Origin of the sequence: Paenibacillus stellifer, from assembly GCF_000758685.1 — a bacterium.
Classification (GTDB): domain Bacteria; phylum Bacillota; class Bacilli; order Paenibacillales; family Paenibacillaceae; genus Paenibacillus_AQ; species Paenibacillus_AQ stellifer.
In genome coordinates, this window is sequence record NZ_CP009286.1 from 5,151,574 (window position 1) to 5,170,658 (window position 19,085).

Consider the following 19,085-nt stretch of genomic DNA (forward strand, 5'->3'; position numbering starts at 1 on the left):
TTTCACTTATCTCCAACCGTTTACTTATTCACCGACCAGTTCGCGGTATGCCGCCGCATCCAGCAGTCCTGCAGTCACTTCGGCATAGTCTCCGTCCACTTCCACTTCGTAAATCCAGCCGTCCCCGTAAGGCTGCCCGTTCAGCAGCTCCGGGCTGTCCTCCAGCGCTTCATTGACCCGAGTAACCGTTCCCGAGACCGGCGAATATAATTCGGATACCGTCTTGACCGATTCGATGCTGCCCACACTTTCGCCTGCCGTAACCGCCGTTCCGATTTCCGGAAATTCGACGAATACGATATCTCCCAGCAGATGCTGGGCATGGTCGGTAATGCCGATGCGCACGGTGCGACCTTCCCCCTGCTGCGCCCATTCATGCTCTTCACTGTACCGGAGATTGTCCAGAATTTCACTCATTTTCGGTTGCCGCCTCTTTTCGTCCGGAACCACTCATTTGGGAATGATTCGAATTGGGTTATGAATTTTCAGATAGCTATAGACTAAGTTATGCCCTTATCCAGTGTCAATATATCTAACAGCAATTAAATTTCATCCGGCGTTTTTGGCCATTTCCTGTTGACACGGTTCCCCGTTTCAAGTATTAATGGAGTGAGAAGAATCACATACGAAATGGCGGATGATGGTGTAGGGAGAGACCGTTCCGAATAGGACGGCGCCGAAGGAGTAAGCCCCGGGGAGGCCCCGGCGGTGAATCTCTCAGGCAAAAGGACCTCTGCCGGACGCATCTCTGGAGAGCACCGGACGCTTACGGCGGACGGTCACCAACGGGGAAACCTGCTTTTGACACAAAATCGCGGGGTAACTCTCAGGTACAAGGGACAGAGCGAAGACGAAGAACAGCGCTGCGGCTGCATTCGTCTTTGCTCTGTCCTTTTTTGCGCATCAGCAGGGGATTTTGGAATCCGAACCATTCATTTTGGAATGATAAGACAAGCAAAAATTCGATAGGAGGCACGGCCTTTGGAGACTTTGAAAAGAACGCCTTTTTACGACCTGTACGCGGCTTTCCCGGATTCCAGAAGCATTGATTTCGGCGGCTGGGAGCTGCCGGTGCAGTTCACGGGCATCCAGAAGGAGCATGAGGCGGTACGTACCCGTGCCGGCTTGTTCGACGTTTCGCATATGGGCGAATTTATGGTCACCGGAAGCGGGGCCGAGGATTTCCTGCAGTTCATGACCACCAATGATGTCCGCAATCTGAGCGACGGCCAGGCCCAGTATTCCCTGCTCTGCTATCCGAATGGCGGAACGGTGGACGATCTGCTCGTCTATCGGCTTGGAGAGGGGCGCTACATGCTGGTCGTCAACGCCTCGAACATTGGCAAGGATTACCAGTGGCTGGAGGATCACCTGCCGGCGAGCGGCGTGGAGCTGAAAGATGTCTCCGAGGAGACGCTGCTTCTGGCGGTTCAGGGACCGCATGCCCAGCAGATTTTGAGCGAGGTGACCAATCTCCCGCTGGCTGAGCTTAAGCCGTTTCATTTTGTGGAAAAAGCGTCCGTCTGCGGCACAGAGGTGCTGCTGTCGCGCACCGGCTACACCGGCGAGGACGGCTTCGAGATCTATGCGCCGACATGGGCGGCCGTGCAGCTGTGGAACCGGCTGCTGGAAGTCGGCAGCGCGCATGGTCTCACCCCGGCGGGACTGGGGGCGCGGGATACGCTTCGCTTCGAGGCGAAGCTGCCGCTGTACGGGCAGGAGCTGTCGCAGGACATTTCGCCTCTGGAGGCGGGTATCGGCTTCTTCGTGAAGCTGGATAAAGGCGATTTCATCGGCCGTGACGCGCTGAAGGCGCAGAAGGACCAAGGCATTCCGCGCCGGCTGGTCGGCATTGAAATGATCGACCGCGGCATTCCGCGCACACACTATCCCGTCTATGCAGACGGAAGGCAAATCGGCGAGATCACAACCGGCACGCAGTCCCCGACGCTGAAGCGGAATCTGGGGCTTGCGCTGGTCGAAGCGAAGTACAGCGAAATCGGTGCTGAGCTTGAAGTCGAAATCCGTGGCAAGCGGCTGAAGGCCGTTGTCGTGAAGGCTCCTTTTTACAAGCGGGAGCGCCAGGGATAATTATCTATAGGATCAACACGTAGGATCAACACGCCGAAAGGCAGCGGCCGTGCCCGGCCCCCCGGAATAAGCCGGACATGGAACACGGAGACGCGCCGCTCGCACAAGACCGGTCACGATAAGCCTGACCACATGATAAGCCTGACATATGATAAGCCCAACCATGCGTTATCCATCCCATTTAGCCAAGGAGTGAATCCGAAACATGAAGCATCGTTATCTGCCGATGACCGAGCAGGACCGCAGCGAAATGCTGGCGGAGATCGGGATTCAGTCCGTTGAAGAGCTGTTCGCCGATATTCCCGAAGCGGTCCGCTACAAGGGCCGCCTGCCAATGTCGGAGGCGCTGGACGAATACGCCCTGCTGCGGCATATGAAACGGCTGGCGGACAAGAACGCCGATTTTGACAGCCACACCAGCTTTCTGGGAGCCGGCCTCTATGACCATCACGTTCCCGTCGTCATCAACCATGTCATTTCCCGTTCGGAATTCTATACGGCCTACACGCCGTATCAGCCCGAGATCAGCCAGGGCGAGCTTCAGGCCATCTTTGAATTCCAGTCCTACATCTGCGAGCTGACCGGCATGAAGGTTGCCAACGCCAGCATGTACGACGGCGCGACGGCTCTGGCCGAAGCGGCGGTGCTGGCTTCCGCGCATACGAAGCGGAAGAAAATCGTGGTCTCCCGCGCGGTTCATCCCGAAGCGCGGCAGGTGCTGGCGACCTCTGCAGCCGGACTCGGCCTTGAGGTCGTCCTGGTCGGCTGCGAGGACGGCGTGACCGACCTCGCCCTGCTGGCGCAGGCGGTCGACGGCGATACCGCCGCCGTGCTGGCCCAGTATCCGAATTTCTTCGGATGCATCGAGGATATTGGCGCGATAGCGAAGCTCGCGCATGACGCCAAGGCGCTGCTCGTCGTCAGCGCCAATCCGCTCGCCCTTGGCGTGCTGGAGACGCCGGGCAAGCTGGGCGCCGACATCGTCGTCGGCGACGCGCAGCCGCTCGGCATCAACGCCTCGCTGGGCGGGCCGACCTGCGGCTACTTCGCGGTCGCCGAGCCGCTGATGCGCCGCATCCCTGGCCGGATCGTCGGCCAGACGGTCGACCGCAGCGGCAAGCGCGGCTTCGTGCTGACGCTGCAGGCCCGCGAGCAGCATATCCGCCGCGAGAAGGCAACGTCGAACATTTGCTCCAACCAGGCGCTGCTCGCGCTGTGCGCTTCCGTGTATTTGTCCGTTATGGGCAAAGAGGGCATGAAGGATGTCGGCGGACTGAACATCCGCAAGAGCCATTATGCCGCCGCCAAGCTGGCCGGCATTGCCGGTGTATCGCTGGCCTTCGCTTCCCCTTACTTCAATGAGTTCGTGCTGAAGCTGCCGGAGGGAACCGAAGTGCAGGAAGTCAACCGGAAGCTGCTCTCGGAGGGCTTCCTTGGCGGGTATGATCTGGGCCGGGAATACCCTGAGCTGGCCGGCTGCATGCTGGTCGCCGTAACCGAGAAACGAAGCAAGAGCGAGATCGACGAATTCGCAAGCGTATTGGAGGGCTGCTTATGAAACCGGAACAGAGCCTGATCTTTGAACTGAGCCGCCCTGGCCGTTCGGCCTATTCCCTGCCGGAATGCGATGTGCCGGAAGAGAAGCTGGAGGACCTTCTGCCCGCCGGTCTGCTGCGGGAAGAGCCTGCGGCTCTGCCGGAGGTGTCCGAGGTGGATGTCATCCGCCACTACACCGCCCTGTCCCGCCGCAACTTCGGCGTAGACAACGGCTTCTATCCGCTCGGCTCCTGTACGATGAAATACAATCCGAAAATCAATGAGGATGTCGCCCGCTTCTCCGGCTTCGCCAAGATTCATCCGTACCAGCCGGAAGAGAGCATTCAGGGCGCTCTGGAGCTGCTGCATACGCTGCAAAGCGACATCGCCGCCCTGACCGGCATGGACGCCGTATCGCTTCAGCCGGCGGCCGGCGCCCATGGCGAGTGGACTGGCCTGATGATGATCAAGGCCTACCACGAAGCCCGCGGCGAGGAACGGACGAAGGTCATCGTCCCTGACTCTTCCCACGGCACGAACCCGGCGAGCGCATCGGCAGCCGGTCTCACCACGGTTACGATTCCTTCGACGCCGCAGGGCATGGTCGATCTGGATGCCTTGAAAGCGGCGGTCGGTTCCGACACCGCTGCGCTCATGCTGACGAACCCGAGCACGCTCGGCCTGTTCGAGACCCAGATCGTGGAGATCGCCGAGATCGTTCATGAAGCCGGCGGCCTGCTCTACTACGATGGAGCCAACTCGAACGCCATCATGGGCATTACGCGCCCCGGCGATATGGGCTTCGACGTCGTGCATCTGAATTTGCACAAGACGATGAGCACACCGCATGGCGGCGGCGGTCCCGGAGCAGGTCCAGTCGGCGTGAAGGCGAAGCTGATTCCGTTCCTCCCTTCGCCGACCGTGGCAAAGAACGAGGACGGCAGCTTCTCCCTGAAGGACAGCGGCCCGCAGTCGATCGGACGGGTGAAGGCCTACTACGGCAACTTCGGCATCCTGGTCCGCGCGTACACCTATATCCGGACCTACGGGCCGGATGGTCTGCGCGAGGTATCGGAGAACGCCGTGCTGAACGCCAATTACATGCTGAGCCGGCTGGCGCCTTATTTCGAGGTTCCTTATCCGGGCATCTGCAAGCATGAATTCGTCCTGTCCGGCAAAAATCTGAAGCAGTACGGCGTCCGCACGCTGGATGTCGCCAAGCGCCTGCTCGATTTCGGCTACCATCCGCCGACTGTCTACTTCCCGCTTACGGTCGAGGAATGCCTCATGATCGAGCCGACCGAGACGGAGAGCAAGGAGACGCTCGACGGCTTCATCGAGACGATGATCCAGATCGTACGCGAGGCCGAGGAGACGCCGGAGATCGTACTGAAAGCGCCGCATACAACGGAAATCAGCCGATTGGATGAGACGCAGGCTGCCCGTAAGCCGGTGCTGAACTGCGCCTGCAGCTAAAAGAACATGCGGCGATAGTCCGGCATTTTACAATCGAGCATTCGGCATCCAATCACCATACAGCGATATCAAACCCAACCAATCAAACGTCCAGCAACGAATGATACAAATGCTGGTCAATATCCCGCACCACCAAGTGTATATTCGAAATGACGCACAACGCCGACTCAAATAACGGCGGCCGCCAGGACATGAATGAAATCCTGGCGGCCGCCGATTTTTTTGACCAAAAGCTATACCGGGTAATCTCCCCACAGTTCAATGGCATTTCCGTCCGGATCAAAAAACTTGAAGGATAATCCCTGATAATCGGTCAATTCCCCAACCCTGATCCCCTTGTCCCGGAGCTGCCCATAGAGTGTTGGAATATCCTCGTCAACAGTAAATCCGTAAGCTGCCTGTATGCCATTTCTGTAATGCATTTCCGCACACACGCGGGAAGCTTCTCACTTGGCGGAATACTTCTCCAGCAGCGCCTGCAGCTTCTTCTTCATCAGCTCGATCAGCTCCGGCGGCTCCAGCACCTCGGCGTCGTTCCCGAGTCCGATGAACAGAGTGGCGAAATACGGAAGCTCGCTGACTGGAATGGTCCCGTCGACGGCTCCCGATCCATCTTCTCTGATCTGAATCAGCGTCCGCCGTCCCAGCTCCGCCTGGCATACCCGGACGCCTTCCTCGGTCAGTGCGACGCGGCAGGGGATGTATTTCTCCGTTTCCGGAAAAGCCCCCTCCCAATTCCCCAGATGAATCTGGCTCAAATCAAGAGCCTGCCGGTTCGGCGCCTGGTCGCTTACGCTGGCGATCCGGTCGCACCGGAACAGCCTGACGCTTCCCCGCAGGAAGCAGTAAGCCGGGCAGTACCACAGTCCGCTGCTCGCATAAATGCCGATCGGCTGGATGTCGCGCTCCGACACGCCGCCCGCCGTCCGGTATCCAATGCGGATAACCTTCTGAAGAACCGAAGCATCCAGCAGCGCTTGCAGATAAGGCGCTCCCGCCGTCCGCTCCGGTATGACGAAGTCGACCCGGTTCTTCATCTCGTCGATCCGGTCGCGCACTTCCCCCGACATATAATGATAGAATTTCTGCAGTGCGGTTTGAGCTTCCCCCTCGAAGGGGAGATTGGAATAATGCCGCAGGGCGTGGCTGGCGAAGAACAGCGCGACCGCCTCCTCCTCCCGGAAGGCGATCGGCGGAAGAATCCGCTCATTCAGCACCTGATACCCTCCGCTCGGACCGACCTCCGAATAAAGGGGGACGCCAAGCTCACCAAGCTCTTGCAGATCCCGCAAAATCGTCCGCCGCGAGACCCCGAATTCCCGGGCCAACTCTCCTACGGTGAACTTTTTCTTCCGGTTCACGGTCTGCATAAGCTCCAGCAGGCGTTTGGATTTGGAGATGCGGTCTTCTCCGGCTGGATTCGGCATATCGGAGGCGCTCCTTTCACTGTGGACAAAATCTTTTTAACTATGACAGTTATTGTCACTATTATACGCTACAATGGGAGTCAGGAAGAACAATGAATTAGGAAGGTGTGAGCAAGCATGCAGGATTCGCAAGCCGTCACAGAAATGAAGAAGCTGCTGTTCGAAGAATTGGAATTGATCGCAAGAACAACCGGAGCCCTGCTCCGTCTGGTTGCGCCGGAACACTGGGAATATCGCCCCCGGGATAATATGCGGACGCTGCTTGAGCTCGCGCAGCATCTGGTCGCCATTCCTTATGTGGATCTGCTGATTCTGCAGGAGCACCCTCATAACGATATCCAGCAGGCCGAAGCGGAGATCGATCGGGAGCGCACGGCTGAGCCTCTCTCGGCATGGATGAGCAAAGGTTTGTCAGACCTGAAAGCGTACATGGAGGGCTTGAGCGACGAGGATTTTCTGTACAAGACGACGAAACCTTTCTATCTGGAGCATGGCACGGCCCAGGCCAAATGGCTGATTGAGATTGTCACCCATGCCCAGCATCACCGGGCCCAGCTGTTTAATTATATGAAGGAATTGGGCTATGAGGTGAACATGTCCCATCTGTATTGAACCAAAGGAGGATTCCCCATGAATGAGCATTTGGCGGCGCCCCCCGGCATGGTGTATACCCGAAAATACTTGAAACGTCCGGACACCGTGCTGTCCTACCTCGATTTCGGCGGAAGCGGCGAGCCGCTGATCGCGCTGCACGGCCATATGAATGAAGGCCTGTTCGCCCGGGGGCTCGCCTCCTCCCTTGCCGGGGAGTATCGCATCATTGCCCTTGACCAGCGTGGCCACGGCGAGTCGGAGCAGCCGGCCGGCTACGAGAATGACCGGTATGTCGACGATCTTCTCGCGCTGCTGAAGCATCTGGGGCTCGACCGGGTCATCCTGCTCGGCCACTCGCTCGGCGGCGTCGTCGCCTACCGGATGGCCGCCCGCCGCCCCGAGTTAGTGACGGCGTTGATCATTGAAGATATCGGCGCGGCGGTAAATGACGATTTAAGCTTTGTGCTGAACTGGCCGCAGCGGATGCCGACCAAGGAGGCATTGGTGGAGGCGATGGGCCGGCTCGGACCGGCTTTTGCATACTCCATGAGAGAGTATGAAGACGGCTGGGGACTGCCATTTGTCCCCGAAGACATGGTGACGTCGCAGAAGCTCCTGAACGGCGACCACTGGAAGGACTGGCTGGCGACGGACTGCCCCGCCCTGCTGCTCCACGGCACGTCAAGTTCATGCCTCAGCTTCGAAATGGCGGAGGACATGGCTGCGAGAAGACCGAACACGAAGCTGGTTCATATCGAAGCCGGCCATGCCATCCATTTCGACAATCCGGTCCGCTATTTGGAGGAAGTGACCCGCTTCCTGCAATCCCTCGGGACGGCGGACTAAATGTTAAAGCCCGGCCCCTTCAAGGGACCGGGCTTTAACATTATGCCGGTTTGGTTCTGGTTGCACCGATTCTAGCTGCGTCAGTTCTGGTTGCACCGACTCTAGCTGCGTCAGTTCTGGTTGCATCGGTTCTGGTTGTGACCATTATGGTTACACCGGTTTTTATTATGCGGCCTGTTTCAGCGCCTGTCTGCGCTGGCGGGCCGACCGGCGGAAGTAGAACAGCTCGTAGATCGCCGGAACGACGATCAGCGTCAGCACGGTGGCGGCGGTGAGACCGCCGACCACGACGATCGCGAGGCTCTGGGAGACGATGCTGCCCTGCTCGGAATGGCCGAACAAGAGCGGCAGCATGGCGCAGATCGTGGCGATGGCCGTCATCAGAATCGGCCGCATCCGCGTTCCGGCCGCTTCCAGCAGCGCTTCCCGGATCGTCATATGCGCCTCGTTATGCTTGACGCGGTCGATCAGCACGATGGCGTTCGTGACCACGATGCCGATCAGCATCAATGCGCCGAACAGAGCGGTGAAGTCCGGCGTAACGCCCGAGATCAGCAGGCCGACCACGGCGCCGATAGCAGCGAGCGGCAGCGAGAACATGATGGCAAGCGGAGCACGCAGCGTCTTGAAGGTAACCACCATGATCAGATAGACGAGGCCGATGGAGATCAGGGCGGTCATGCCGAGATCCTTGAAGTCGCCTGACTGGTCGGCGGAGGCGCCGCCTGCATAGAGGTTCACGCCGGTAGGCAGCGTGATGGCGTCCGTCTCCTTCTTGATGGAGGCGCCGATCTCGGATACCTTCTTCGGATCGACATCAGCCGTAATCCGCACATAAGGCTTGCCTTCCTTGTGGTACAGCATGGCCGGCTCATCCTTGACTTCCAGCTTCGCCAGGGAAGACAGAGCCTTCGGCCCTTCCGAAGTCATGATGGTCAGCTTCTCCAGATCCTGCTGAGAAGCAGGCTGTGCAATCGGCGCCATGACGACCGCCGCGGGGGCTCCGTTCAGCTCCATCTGGCCGAGCGGCACGGGATTCAGCACCGCAGACAGCTGCATGGCGATTTCCTGCGCGTTGGCCTGGGCCGGATCGACGCGGAAGGAGAAGACCGGCTTCGTATCCTCCATGTTGCTGGATATTTTGCGGACGCCGTCGATGGTTTTGACCTTGGTCATGACCTGATCCGCCACCGCTGTAATCTTGGTCAGATCATCGCCGGTGATGTCAACATATTCACTTGTAGAGCTTGAGCCCATCATGCTCTGCGCGCTGGCGGTAAGCGTAGCCCCGGGATATGAGCTCTGAAGTCCCCGGACTGTGTTGACAAAGGCTTCAGAGTCAGCGTTCTTCTTCATCGCTACTGTGAAATCAACAGCCGTCACCGAGCTGACATTTCCCCATTTGGCGGCGTCGGAGCTGTTCCCCGATTGCATCAGCACGGTCTCGGCCTGGGACTGCTTCATCAGTGCCTGCTCCAGCTTCTTGCCCTGTGCCAGCACCTCGGAGACCGGAGTGTCGTTTGGATATTTCAGTTCAACCGATATGAAGCTGGCGTCGGACGCGTCCAGCGCGCCTTTCGGCATGTTCACATAGGCAGCGATCGAGCCGATCAGCACGATGAGTCCGATGGACAGCGACACCCACTTGCGGTTCAGGTTCCATTCCAGGAACCGGCTGAACCATCTTGAAGGCTCATGCTCCTTCATGGACGTATTCCGCAACAGCCGGGAGCTGAGCAGCGGAACGACGGTCAAGGCCACGACCAGCGAGGTCAGCAGCGAATAGGTAACCGTCAGGGCGAAGGGCAGCAGGAACGCCTGCAGGCTGCCCCGAAGCAGACCCATCGGCAGGAACACCGCCACCGTTGCGATGGTGGAAGCTGTAATCGCGCCTGCCACTTCCTTCGTTGCGGAGATCATCATCTCGATGGAGAACGGCTCTTTTTGCAATCTGCGGTAGATGTTCTCGATAACCACGATACTGTCGTCCACGAGGCGTCCGACCGCCACGGCCACACCGCCAAGCGTAATGATGTTCAGCGTGATGCCGGAAACATCGAGAAGATACAGCGTAACGGCCAGCGACAACGGAATGGAAATGATCGTAACCAGCGTCGCGCGGAAGTTGCGCAGGAAGATCAGGATGACAATTGTGGCGAACAGCGCTCCGAGCAGCACCTCGCGCATCATGCTGTTGACGGAATCGACGACCATGCCCGACGTGCTGAATACCACTTCCGCCGTCGCGCCTTCCACGTCTTTGTTGATCTTGTCGACGGTATCCTCAACCTTATTCCCGACATCGACCGCGTTGGCGTTCGCTTCCTTCATGACGATCGCGAACAGCACATCCTTGCCGTTCGAGCGGCTGACGCTTTCCTGATCGGCACTTACCTGCACCGATGCGATATCGGCAAGCTTCACTCCCGCCGTGACAGGCAGAGCCTTCAGCGTATCGACGCTGTCGATCTGGGAGACGATGCCCACGTTTCCTGTCTGTCCGCCGATCGTCTGCTCCCCGATGGTAGCCGAGACGCTGCGGCCCTGCAGAAGGCCCGTTACCTGGGCGATGCTGACTCCCTTGGCCGCCATGCGCGTCGGATCAAGCTTCACCGACACCTGCGGCGAGGTTTTGCCGTACAGCGAGACGCTGGAGACTCCCTCAATCTTCTGAAGCTCTGGAATGATGACCGTCTCCGCCTTATTCAGCGTATCCTCGTTGATTCCGTCCTTAAAGGACAGCGTGATTTCGGATACCGGAATCATGGAGGTGTTCAGCTGCAGCACGAAGGGCCGCATCACTCCCTGCGGGAACTGCAGGGCATCTATCGCCTTCTGCACCTCCTGCGTAGCATCCTTCATATTTGTCTTGGAATCAAAGTTAATGTTAACCTGCTGATAGCCGTCTCCGGATGAAGACGTCATTTCCGTTTTGCCCTTTACCGAATTGACAGCGGCCTCGATCGGCTTCGTCACATTCTCCTCCATAGCCTGGGCGTTCTGCCCCGGTGCAAGCGTCGTAATCGTCACCTGCGGATTATCCGCCTCCGGCATAAATTCCATCGGCAGCGAAGTGTAACTCATCACTCCCACGACGAGCGCCATGACGATCAGCAGCCCTGCGGCCGCCTTGTTGCCAAAAGCCCATTTGGTTAACCTTTCCATATACTGATTGCTCCTTCCACTCCCCGGTATTTTGCGAAGCTGATCTGTCTGAATATCTTGTGTACGATTCGCTTCTTTACGGATTCAGTTTAGTGTCTTTTGCCGACTGGAAAAACGGCCCTGCGCATGGTTTGGCACTCAGCCTCCAGACTGAGCCTTTCCCCTGCCAAAGACTAGCCGCCCGGCAGACAGCTGCAAAAACGCAGCTGCCGAGGCCTTCTGTAGCGATTATTTCGCCATATCGAGGGGGAGGCGGAGGACCAACCGGAACTCTTCCGGCCGACCCATACCTACCAAGGATAAACGCCTGACGGCGTCCTTTTGGCGCCGTGCATTTACCGAGAAATAGAAGACCTATTGTAAGCATCAACTTATACAGTCTTATATTTTAAAAAAACCGCCTTTCGGCGGTTAATTGCGGTATTCGCTTCTCGGCGGCGCCAGCTTGCTCATGAACTGCCAGCGGTCGCCTACATTCATTTTCGTATAAATACTGCGGACCATATTTCGGACTGTCCCTTCGGCGATCCCGAGTTCATTGGCGATATACAGGGCGCTTTTGCGGGCCATCCAGGCCTGGGCTATTTCCTTCTCCCGGGGAGACAGCCGGAACTCCTCAAACAGGGGCTCCAGATGCTCCTTTCGGCGTTCATGCAGGACGCGTTCCTCTACCATAAGGCGGGAGGCCGCATTGAGCGACAGCAGCTTGACGAAGGGAATGGCAAATTCGACCCGGCAGTCGCTCTCAAATGACAGATCGATGTACCCGCGGATGTCCCCGTTCCATTCCAGCGGCGCACTCACACAATTCCAGTTCCGGAAGATCGGCAGGGTGTGCTCATCGCCCCGGACGACTCCGATACCGTTCTTCTCCATAGAGAGCGAAACGGCATTAAGCCCGCAGCTGCCTTTGGCCAGGTTGTACCCCACCTCAAGGCCCGAGACCCGAAACGGCAGGGAATGCGAAATCACATCCAGAATGAACCCGTGCTCATCCGTCAAAAAAGCGGCAAAGGGGATCGGGATAAACGAGGCGATTCCACCGATTTCATCCCGCAGCGTCTCCACCATCCTGTCAGGGGGCAGCCTGAACGGGCTGCACAGCGCATCCGCAAGCCGGTGCAGGGTTCCGGCGGGGTGTGTCTCATCCGTTACCGCATGCCCGAACGAGCGTCTCTCCTCTTCCGTCATTTCATCAACCGTATACCAGTACCCCTTCTTGCCGCTCCAGATCCCAGCGCTCATCTATATATCCCTCATCTATCCTGATCTAACCGTATCCCTTGAATCCGCTACAATTTGGAATCTCCGAATTTAGCGAAGCCAAATCCCGGTCCTTCCTTACATTTTATCATCTGATAATATCCCAAAAAGCGACATAAAAAGTCTAATTCCAGCATTTCCTAATCGAAAATATAACATCCCCACTTTTACTTTTCAATGATGTTTCAGTGACGGCGACATCGCTGTCCATAAAGCCTCATTCCCAAATAAAGACAAATGAATCATCATAGCGCATATTTAACGGAATGTAAATATGCAGTGCTGGATATAGTAGCCAGCTGACACTTGCAGTAAGCTTGGCTCTGCCAATAATATCACGGCTCCCTCCGGGGCAGCCGAAACAAGGAGAAATGATGCATGAAAAAGACTTTGCCCGTCTTATTGTCAACAGTCATGCTGTCCGGAATGATCAGTCTCAGCGCGGCAGCCGCCCCTGCTTCCATTACCGTCAAAGTGGACCAGCAGACCCTGGACCTGAAAGGCCATGCTCCGGTACAGGATCACGGCTCGATCCTCGTTCCGCTGCGGCCCGTGTTCGAGAAGCTTGGCCTGCAGGTCGTCTTTGACGCGAAATCAGGCTCCATTACCGGCACCAAAGACGGACTCCTGATCAAGCTGCAATTGGGAAGTAAAAAAGCCAGCCTGAACGGCGTGGCCCGGACTCTAACCTCTGCCCCGAAAATGATCGACGGCACCGTCTATGTGCCGCTGCGCTTCATCGGAGAAGCCGCAGGCGGTTCCGTAACGTGGGACGCCAAGCAAGGCCTTGTCTCCATTCTCCCCGGCAGTCAGAACTCAGTTCAGGTTGACGGGGAGAAGGAAATCACCGCTTTCTTCAAGCAGTATGAGGACTATTCCAACAAGGAGCCATTCCTGTAATGAATTAATCTGAGGTTTGAATGAAAAAAGCGCCTTCTGTATACTGGGAAACGTTCCGACCAAAGAACAATTTCAGCATAGGAGGCACTCTATCATGAAGTATAAACAATCGAAGAAACAGAATCAACGAATCACCCGAATTTCCGAAAATACCCTCGTGGTCGGCGCAGATATCGCCAAAGATACCCATGTGGCTCGCGCCATAGACTTTCGAGGGATCGAACTGGGTAAGGATTGTGTGTTCTCTAATACCCGTGCCGGACTCGAGCAACTGGTTCAGTGGATGAAGGAGCTTCAGCAGGAGCATGCCAAGAGTGACGTCCTCTTCGGTATTGAGCCCACCGGACACTACTGGTTTACGCTGGCGGAATATTTAGGGCGGCAGGGCATTCCTTTGGTCATTGTGAATCCGCATCACGTACACAAAAGCAAAGAACTGGAAGACAATTCACCCACGAAAAATGACTATAAAGATGCCAAGGTCATTGCCGATTTGGTGCGAAACGGGAAGTACAGCGAGCCCAAACTGCCAACGAGCGTTTACGCCGACCTGCGGATTCTCATGAATCTTCGGGAGAAGATCATGGTGAACTTCGGGCAGGTGCAAAGACGGGTGCAGAACTGGCTGGACCGCTTTTTTCCGGAGTACACGCAGGTCTTCAAAGACTGGGAAGGCAAGGCATCACGCATTACGCTTAGCGAGTTTCCAACGCCAGGAGAAATCGTAGAGATGGGCACAGAGGCCATTGTCCAGCGGTGGAAAAAAGACGTAAAACGAGCCGTAGGGGCGAAACGAGCGCTGCACCTCATGGAAACGGCGAGGCGTTCCATCGGGCTTACGGAAGGACTTCCCGGAGCGAAAGTGGAGATCAAGACGCTTCTGGAGCAGTATGAGATGTTCGCCAGACAACTCGAAGAGATTCTGGCCGAGGTGGAACGTCTCCTTGCTCAAATTCCGGGAACGAAAGAGATGCTTACCGTTCCGGGCGTAGCCGTAGTTACGTTGGCAGGGTTTCTCGCCGAAGTCGGGGATCTGAGCGGTTACGAGCATGGACAGCAGATTATTCGGCTCGCCGGACTAAACCTCAAGGAGAACAGTTCGGGAAAGAAAAAGGGCAAATCCAGTATTACTAAACGTGGACGCGCACGCCTAAGGGCGCTGCTGTTCCGGGCGGTGATGCCCATGGTGGCAAAGAACGCCGAGTTTAAGGCACTGCACCAGTATTTCACCAAGCGAAGTCAAAATCCGCTCAAGAAAAAGCAATCCCTTGTAGCCTTGTGTGGGAAGCTCATTCGCGTGCTTCATACGCTCGGAACCAAGCAGGTTCCGTACAACGCAAACGACGTGTTAGGGCCGGTGCGTCAGGCTCAGTTACAGATGGCAGCTTAAGCCAAACCGAATTCATGTTTACCGCCGGACCGGAATGAGCCAAGACAACGGAAGCACGGAGCAGCCGTAGGAATTATTCCATAAGGGCAACGACCCTGTAAAGGAGCAAGAAACGGCGTCCACCTTTTGAGAGGCAGAACGAAGGAATGTAAGGGCTAAGACCCAGCGTGACATGGGAGGGTAAGCCGTCAAAAGAAGGTGTGGATATCCAAGGTGCGATCAGAGGAATTATCTAAGGGTTGGAAATAATCCCCCGACCTCTATTCCCGCCACCGGCTCCTCCAGAAAATAATGTCATCCTTACATGACTTCTCCATCTCTCGATCTGTCAATGAGTGAAAATCCGAGAAAGAGTGAGTAAACAAGAGATTTTATTAATTTATAGTGGGAGGATTACGACGGAATTATGAGCCTGATCGCTTCGGATTCGCCGCTGGCCTCCATCGGTCCGCAGATCAAGAAACAGATGGCGACCTATGATCAGAGCCTGTCTGTCGATAAGCTGGATATTGTGAAGCTGGGCGCGGATGAAGCGACGGTGCAGACTGTCGAATCCTGCCATACAACAGATGGACCGTTCCTGCCGGATGAAACGGCTGAATATGTGTATCAACTGAAGAAGGCCGGAGGCAGCTGGAAGATCAGCAGCCTGCAAATTACCGGTGTGAAGTACCAGCTTGCCCAGGATGAGCTGAACGCGGCTCCGGCGGTGCCGCAAGGGGACGCTGACGCCATCATGACGGTAATCCGGAACAACTTCAAGAACAGCAATGCCGAGAACCTGGATGCCGTGCTGGCAGATGTCGATCCGGACTCCCCGGCATATGAAATGTCCAAGGAATCCTACAGCCAGGTCTTCAAGCTCTACGATCTGTCCTACACGCTGGATTCCGCCAAAATCATTAAATATTCCGCAGACGAAGCCGTCGTGTATGCCGCTCAGACGACGAAGAAGGTGAAGGGGCCTGATTTCCAGGACAACCGCTCCACCTCCGTTACCGTCCTGCATAAGCTGCAGGATGGCGCCTGGAAGATTGAAGTTACGTATCTGCTCACGGCGGAGAAGCTGTAACGGGAGCCGCCTGAGCATCTGTCGTCAAATGGCTGCCTCGCTGGGACGCAGGATGGCCGAGCCGATGGCCAGCAGAACGGCAGCCATCAGACCGAGCACGGCGAAGGGCAGCCACAGCTCGCTCCAGCCGCTGCCCGTCGCGGCCAGCTCGGCGGCTTCGATCGCCCATTTCTGGGGGACGAAATTCGCGGCTTTCTGCATGTAATCGGGCATGATCGAGATCGGCCAGAAGCAGCCGCCCAGCATGCAGGTCGGCGTCAGAATCAGCGCGTTGAGCATGCCCGTGTTGTTCGGGTTGCGGATCAGTCCGGCCGCCGTGCTGGCGAGTCCCATGGACACCAGCATGAATCCGGCAAGGGCCAGGAAATAGATCGACATCGGCACGCCGAAATTGTACCCCAGTCCGAAGCGGGCAATTGCAAGCACTGCTGCGACCTGGATGATACCGACCGTGAGGCTGCCCAGGAAATTGCCGATCGCAATTTCATAGGAGCGGACCGGAGCGCTGTACATGCGCATCATGGTCCGCTGCTTGCGGTCATCCATGATGAAGGATACGGAGCTGGTAACCATCGCCATGAGGAACATCAGCATAAACCCGGTCACCGTATCCATTCCGGTGCGCGGATACAAATTGTAGTCGGTACGGACGCTGCCCACCTGATGTTTGCCGGCCTGCTCAAGCACCGACGCCAGGCGGACTTCCGCCGTGCCTCCCGAAGCCTGGCTTGCGGCGGAGGCGAGTACGCGGAGGCGGTCCCCCAGCTCCGAGGCTTTCATTTTCAGCGTAACGGACGTTTCGGATGCCTTGAGCTCATAGATCTGAATCTGGGACTGCCCGCCGGCAAGCAGCTTCGCCGTATAATCGGCCGGGATGATGAGGCCCGCCTGCCCCTTTTCGTCGATAATCCCTTGCTTGACCTCCTGCCCGCCGTTCTGCTTCACGAGGCGATAATCCCCTGTCTTCTCCAGCTCCGCAATGACATGGGCGCCCGCCGGTCCGGTATCGAGATTGCTGTACAGCACCGCATCCTTGCCAGAGCCGTCATTGCCGGTCAGGGAGATAATGACGGATATAATAATGCATGGAATAATCAGATATGTCATCAGACCTCTGCGCTGGCCGATCATCCGTCTCACCAGATTTACAGCTATCGTCCAAATGTTACGCATGATAACCCACCTTTCGATAAGAGATGAAGGCAATGCACAGAAGCCCGCCGCTTATAGCCGCCAGCATGCCGATGCTGCCCGATATTTGCGCCCAGGGAGACTCCAGCATCATTTTCAGAATTCCCTTCATGCCCCAATGATTGACGGAAAAAGCACCGCCCGTATTCACCCAGGAATCCGGAAGCTGGGTCATGCCGCCGCTGATGAAGGTCATCAGCACCGTCAGGATCATGGAGATGTTGCGGGCCGTCGCCGCATTGGAAGCCGTCATCGCAATAACCACCGACAGCATCAGGGAAATCAGGATGACGAGCAGGCAGACCAGCGCCAGCGCGAGCGGACGGTTGCCCCAATAGACGCCGAACAAAAAATGGGTCGCGATAATGATTACCGCACTCTGCACCACCGAGATCAGACCCATGCCCAGCATTTTGCCCATGAACAGCTCGCTGCCCTTCAACGGCATGGAATTCAGTCTGAACAGCGTATGGTTATCCTTCTCGCTGTATAAGCTGCTGATCATTGTCTGTCCGCAGGTCAGCAGGAACATGATCAGCATTGAGGCCGCGTAATATTGCGAGGCGGTATAAGACCGCCCTTTATCATTCAATTTTCCGACGACCGCGGACTCCGCTCCGCCGTCTGCCGCAGAAGCCGGGACAGCTGCCGGTCCAAGTGTGAGGGCCGCCGCCTGGGAGTAGTTGATCTGGCTCAGGAAGTTGTCGAATACAGTTCCTGCTACCATATTGTCGGTCCGGTCCTTGCCCAGGATATATTCAAGTTTGGCATCCTTCCCGCTCTTCACCTGCTGATCGAATCCGGCCGGCACCACAACGGCGTATCCGTATTTGCCCGCACGCACCGCCTCTTCCGCCTCCGAACGGCTCTTCACCGTTTCGGGAATAATCACCTTCGCCGCTTCCGGCGCTTTCAGCAGTTCAGCCACAAGCTGTGACTGCACGGCCTGGGACCCGGCGGCGTCGACAATGGCGACATGCACCGGATCAATCGTGATGTCCTTCCCCTGTCCGACCACGCCCGACAGCGCCGTTCCGAGCAGGAAGATCAAGATGATCGGCAGCAGAAACTGATTGATAACCATCGCCCGGGAGCGGAACTGCCGCTGAAGCTCGAACTTGGCAATCGTCCATATATTTGACATTCTTCTTCTCCTCCTAATCCCGCAGCGTCCGGCCCGTCAGGCTGAGGAACAGCGTCTCAAGGTCGGGCTCTTCGATCTGCAGCGATTGAATGACGCCCTCGTGCTTGGCGAAAATATACAGAATATCCTGCAGCTCGCTTTGAGAGGAAGGCAAGGACAGGCTGACCTTATCATCCTCCGTCTCCACCCGGGTGATACGGGGATGCCGCCCAAGCTCACCGAGCAGTTCGGGTGTGATATTGCCGGCTCTGATGACGATTCTCTCCACATGGGATACCCGTTCTCTAAGCTCCCCCTCCGTTCCGCAAGCGATAATATGGCCTTTATCCATAATCGCCACCCGGTCGCAGATCGCTTCGACTTCCTCCATATAGTGGCTTGTATAGATGACGGTCGATCCCATCTTGTTCAGCGTCTTGACCGATTCGAGAATATGATTCCGCGATTGAGGATCAATTCCGACAGTCGGCTCATCCATGATGATCAGCTTAGGGCGGTGCATGATCGCGCAGGCGATATTCAGGCGACGCTTCATCCCCCCGGAGAAGGTGGACGGCTTATCCTTCGCCCGGTCCGACAGACCGGTAAAAGCCAGCGCCTCGTAGACCCGCTCCTTCAGCAGCCTGCCGCGAAGGCCGTACAGCTTGCCGAAGAACATGGCGTTCTCCTCCGCTGTCATATTCTCATACAGGGCCAGGTCCTGCGGGACCAGCCCGATTCTCTTCTTCACCTCAAGCGGCTGCTTCTCCACCGAAACTCCATCGACGGCAATGCTGCCTCCATCCAGCTTCAGCAGGCCGCAGAGCATGCTGATCGTGGTGCTCTTGCCCGCACCGTTCGGACCGAGAAGCCCGAAAATTTCTCCTTCCTGAATGCTCAGGTTCACATGATCCACCGTCAGCTTGCTGTCATATCGTTTCACCACATCGGTCAGTTCTGCAAGTGCCATTGTCAACTCTCCCATCTCATATGCTTCATGTCTGTATTGTA

16 protein-coding genes and 2 riboswitches are annotated in these 19,085 nt (G+C 56.9%); of the genes, 8 read left to right on the plus strand and 8 right to left on the minus strand.

Annotated features, from left to right (window positions below; translation table 11 throughout):
* Positions 1-24 precede the first annotated feature (24 nt).
* Positions 25-417: a glycine cleavage system protein GcvH gene (gene gcvH, locus PSTEL_RS23690; RefSeq protein WP_038699166.1), complete on the minus strand. Its 393-nt coding sequence runs from the start codon at positions 415-417 to the stop codon at positions 25-27.
* A 220-nt stretch (positions 418-637) separates the two neighbouring features.
* Positions 638-743, plus strand: a riboswitch (glycine riboswitch).
* A gap of 3 nt (positions 744-746) precedes the next feature.
* Positions 747-845, plus strand: a riboswitch (glycine riboswitch).
* A gap of 136 nt (positions 846-981) precedes the next feature.
* Here gcvH and gcvT point away from each other — a divergent pair.
* From gcvT to gcvPB, 3 genes are all read left to right on the plus strand, one after another.
* Entirely contained in the window at positions 982-2,091 is a 1,110-nt protein-coding gene (gene gcvT, locus PSTEL_RS23695) for a glycine cleavage system aminomethyltransferase GcvT (protein ID WP_038699168.1), read from the plus strand.
* A 205-nt stretch (positions 2,092-2,296) separates the two neighbouring features.
* Positions 2,297-3,649, plus strand: a complete 1,353-nt coding sequence (gene gcvPA, locus PSTEL_RS23700) for an aminomethyl-transferring glycine dehydrogenase subunit GcvPA (protein ID WP_038699170.1) — start codon at positions 2,297-2,299, stop codon at positions 3,647-3,649.
* Entirely contained in the window at positions 3,646-5,103 is a 1,458-nt protein-coding gene (gene gcvPB / locus PSTEL_RS23705) for an aminomethyl-transferring glycine dehydrogenase subunit GcvPB (protein ID WP_038699172.1), read from the plus strand. The genes gcvPA and gcvPB overlap by 4 nt, the downstream gene beginning before the upstream one ends.
* Before the next feature lie 233 nt (positions 5,104-5,336).
* On the opposite strand, the gene PSTEL_RS27775 is transcribed toward gcvPB, so the two are convergent.
* Positions 5,337-5,525, minus strand: a complete 189-nt coding sequence (locus tag PSTEL_RS27775) for a VOC family protein (protein WP_156995949.1) — start codon at positions 5,523-5,525, stop codon at positions 5,337-5,339.
* Positions 5,526-5,549: 24 nt separating this feature from the next.
* On the minus strand, positions 5,550-6,503 hold the full coding sequence (locus tag PSTEL_RS23710; RefSeq protein WP_038701581.1) for a helix-turn-helix transcriptional regulator: 954 nt from the start codon (positions 6,501-6,503) through the stop codon (positions 5,550-5,552).
* A 144-nt stretch (positions 6,504-6,647) separates the two neighbouring features.
* On the opposite strand from PSTEL_RS23710, the gene PSTEL_RS23715 reads away from it, so the two are divergent.
* Together PSTEL_RS23715 and PSTEL_RS23720 are read left to right on the plus strand one after the other, a co-directional pair.
* On the plus strand, positions 6,648-7,142 hold the full coding sequence (locus tag PSTEL_RS23715; protein ID WP_038699174.1) for a DinB family protein: 495 nt from the start codon (positions 6,648-6,650) through the stop codon (positions 7,140-7,142).
* Between the two features lie 18 nt (positions 7,143-7,160).
* Positions 7,161-7,970 carry an alpha/beta fold hydrolase gene (locus PSTEL_RS23720; protein WP_218917568.1) on the plus strand — a complete coding sequence of 270 codons (810 nt, stop codon included), beginning with the start codon at positions 7,161-7,163 and terminating at the stop codon, positions 7,968-7,970.
* Between the two features lie 165 nt (positions 7,971-8,135).
* On the opposite strand, the gene PSTEL_RS23725 is transcribed toward PSTEL_RS23720, so the two are convergent.
* Complete coding sequence (locus PSTEL_RS23725; RefSeq protein WP_038699176.1) at positions 8,136-11,135, minus strand: efflux RND transporter permease subunit; 3,000 nt, start codon at positions 11,133-11,135, stop codon at positions 8,136-8,138.
* A gap of 411 nt (positions 11,136-11,546) precedes the next feature.
* Positions 11,547-12,380, minus strand: coding sequence for a helix-turn-helix domain-containing protein (locus PSTEL_RS23730; protein WP_038699178.1), 834 nt, complete (start codon positions 12,378-12,380; stop codon positions 11,547-11,549).
* A gap of 396 nt (positions 12,381-12,776) precedes the next feature.
* Here PSTEL_RS23730 and PSTEL_RS23735 point away from each other — a divergent pair, with 396 nt between their 5' ends.
* From PSTEL_RS23735 to PSTEL_RS23745, 3 genes are all read left to right on the plus strand, one after another.
* Positions 12,777-13,298 (plus strand): copper amine oxidase N-terminal domain-containing protein, encoded by a 522-nt coding sequence (locus tag PSTEL_RS23735; protein WP_052098914.1) that lies wholly within the window; start codon positions 12,777-12,779, stop codon positions 13,296-13,298.
* A 94-nt stretch (positions 13,299-13,392) separates the two neighbouring features.
* Positions 13,393-14,688, plus strand: coding sequence for an IS110 family RNA-guided transposase (locus PSTEL_RS23740; protein WP_038692930.1), 1,296 nt, complete (start codon positions 13,393-13,395; stop codon positions 14,686-14,688).
* A 406-nt stretch (positions 14,689-15,094) separates the two neighbouring features.
* Complete coding sequence (locus tag PSTEL_RS23745) at positions 15,095-15,760, plus strand: hypothetical protein (protein ID WP_038699180.1); 666 nt, start codon at positions 15,095-15,097, stop codon at positions 15,758-15,760.
* A gap of 24 nt (positions 15,761-15,784) precedes the next feature.
* Here PSTEL_RS23745 and PSTEL_RS23750 read toward each other — a convergent pair whose 3' ends face one another.
* From PSTEL_RS23750 to PSTEL_RS23760, 3 genes are read right to left on the minus strand one after another with little or no spacing between them, the layout of a single operon-like run.
* Complete coding sequence (locus tag PSTEL_RS23750) at positions 15,785-16,933, minus strand: ABC transporter permease (protein WP_038699182.1); 1,149 nt, start codon at positions 16,931-16,933, stop codon at positions 15,785-15,787.
* Positions 16,926-18,095 carry an ABC transporter permease gene (locus PSTEL_RS23755; protein ID WP_038699184.1) on the minus strand — a complete coding sequence of 390 codons (1,170 nt, stop codon included), beginning with the start codon at positions 18,093-18,095 and terminating at the stop codon, positions 16,926-16,928. Before PSTEL_RS23755 ends, PSTEL_RS23750 begins: the two co-directional genes overlap by 8 nt.
* Positions 18,096-18,108: 13 nt before the next feature.
* Positions 18,109-19,044 (minus strand): ABC transporter ATP-binding protein, encoded by a 936-nt coding sequence (locus PSTEL_RS23760; protein WP_038699186.1) that lies wholly within the window; start codon positions 19,042-19,044, stop codon positions 18,109-18,111.
* Between the last annotated feature and the right edge of the window lie 41 nt (positions 19,045-19,085).

Coding starts and splice junctions, on each gene's coding strand:
- PSTEL_RS23755 (WP_038699184.1), bottom strand. CDS start 18,095: ATGTCAAATATATGGACGATTGCCAAGTTCGAGCTTCAGCGGCAGTTC.
- gcvH (WP_038699166.1), bottom strand. CDS start 417: ATGAGTGAAATTCTGGACAATCTCCGGTACAGTGAAGAGCATGAATGG.
- PSTEL_RS23740 (WP_038692930.1), top strand. CDS start 13,393: ATGAAGTATAAACAATCGAAGAAACAGAATCAACGAATCACCCGAATT.
- gcvPA (WP_038699170.1), top strand. CDS start 2,297: ATGAAGCATCGTTATCTGCCGATGACCGAGCAGGACCGCAGCGAAATG.
- PSTEL_RS27775 (WP_156995949.1), bottom strand. CDS start 5,525: ATGCATTACAGAAATGGCATACAGGCAGCTTACGGATTTACTGTTGAC.
- PSTEL_RS23750 (WP_038699182.1), bottom strand. CDS start 16,933: ATGCGTAACATTTGGACGATAGCTGTAAATCTGGTGAGACGGATGATC.
- PSTEL_RS23715 (WP_038699174.1), top strand. CDS start 6,648: ATGCAGGATTCGCAAGCCGTCACAGAAATGAAGAAGCTGCTGTTCGAA.
- PSTEL_RS23720 (WP_218917568.1), top strand. CDS start 7,161: ATGAATGAGCATTTGGCGGCGCCCCCCGGCATGGTGTATACCCGAAAA.
- PSTEL_RS23735 (WP_052098914.1), top strand. CDS start 12,777: ATGAAAAAGACTTTGCCCGTCTTATTGTCAACAGTCATGCTGTCCGGA.
- PSTEL_RS23730 (WP_038699178.1), bottom strand. CDS start 12,380: ATGAGCGCTGGGATCTGGAGCGGCAAGAAGGGGTACTGGTATACGGTT.
- PSTEL_RS23745 (WP_038699180.1), top strand. CDS start 15,095: ATGAGCCTGATCGCTTCGGATTCGCCGCTGGCCTCCATCGGTCCGCAG.
- PSTEL_RS23760 (WP_038699186.1), bottom strand. CDS start 19,044: ATGGCACTTGCAGAACTGACCGATGTGGTGAAACGATATGACAGCAAG.
- PSTEL_RS23725 (WP_038699176.1), bottom strand. CDS start 11,135: ATGGAAAGGTTAACCAAATGGGCTTTTGGCAACAAGGCGGCCGCAGGG.
- gcvPB (WP_038699172.1), top strand. CDS start 3,646: ATGAAACCGGAACAGAGCCTGATCTTTGAACTGAGCCGCCCTGGCCGT.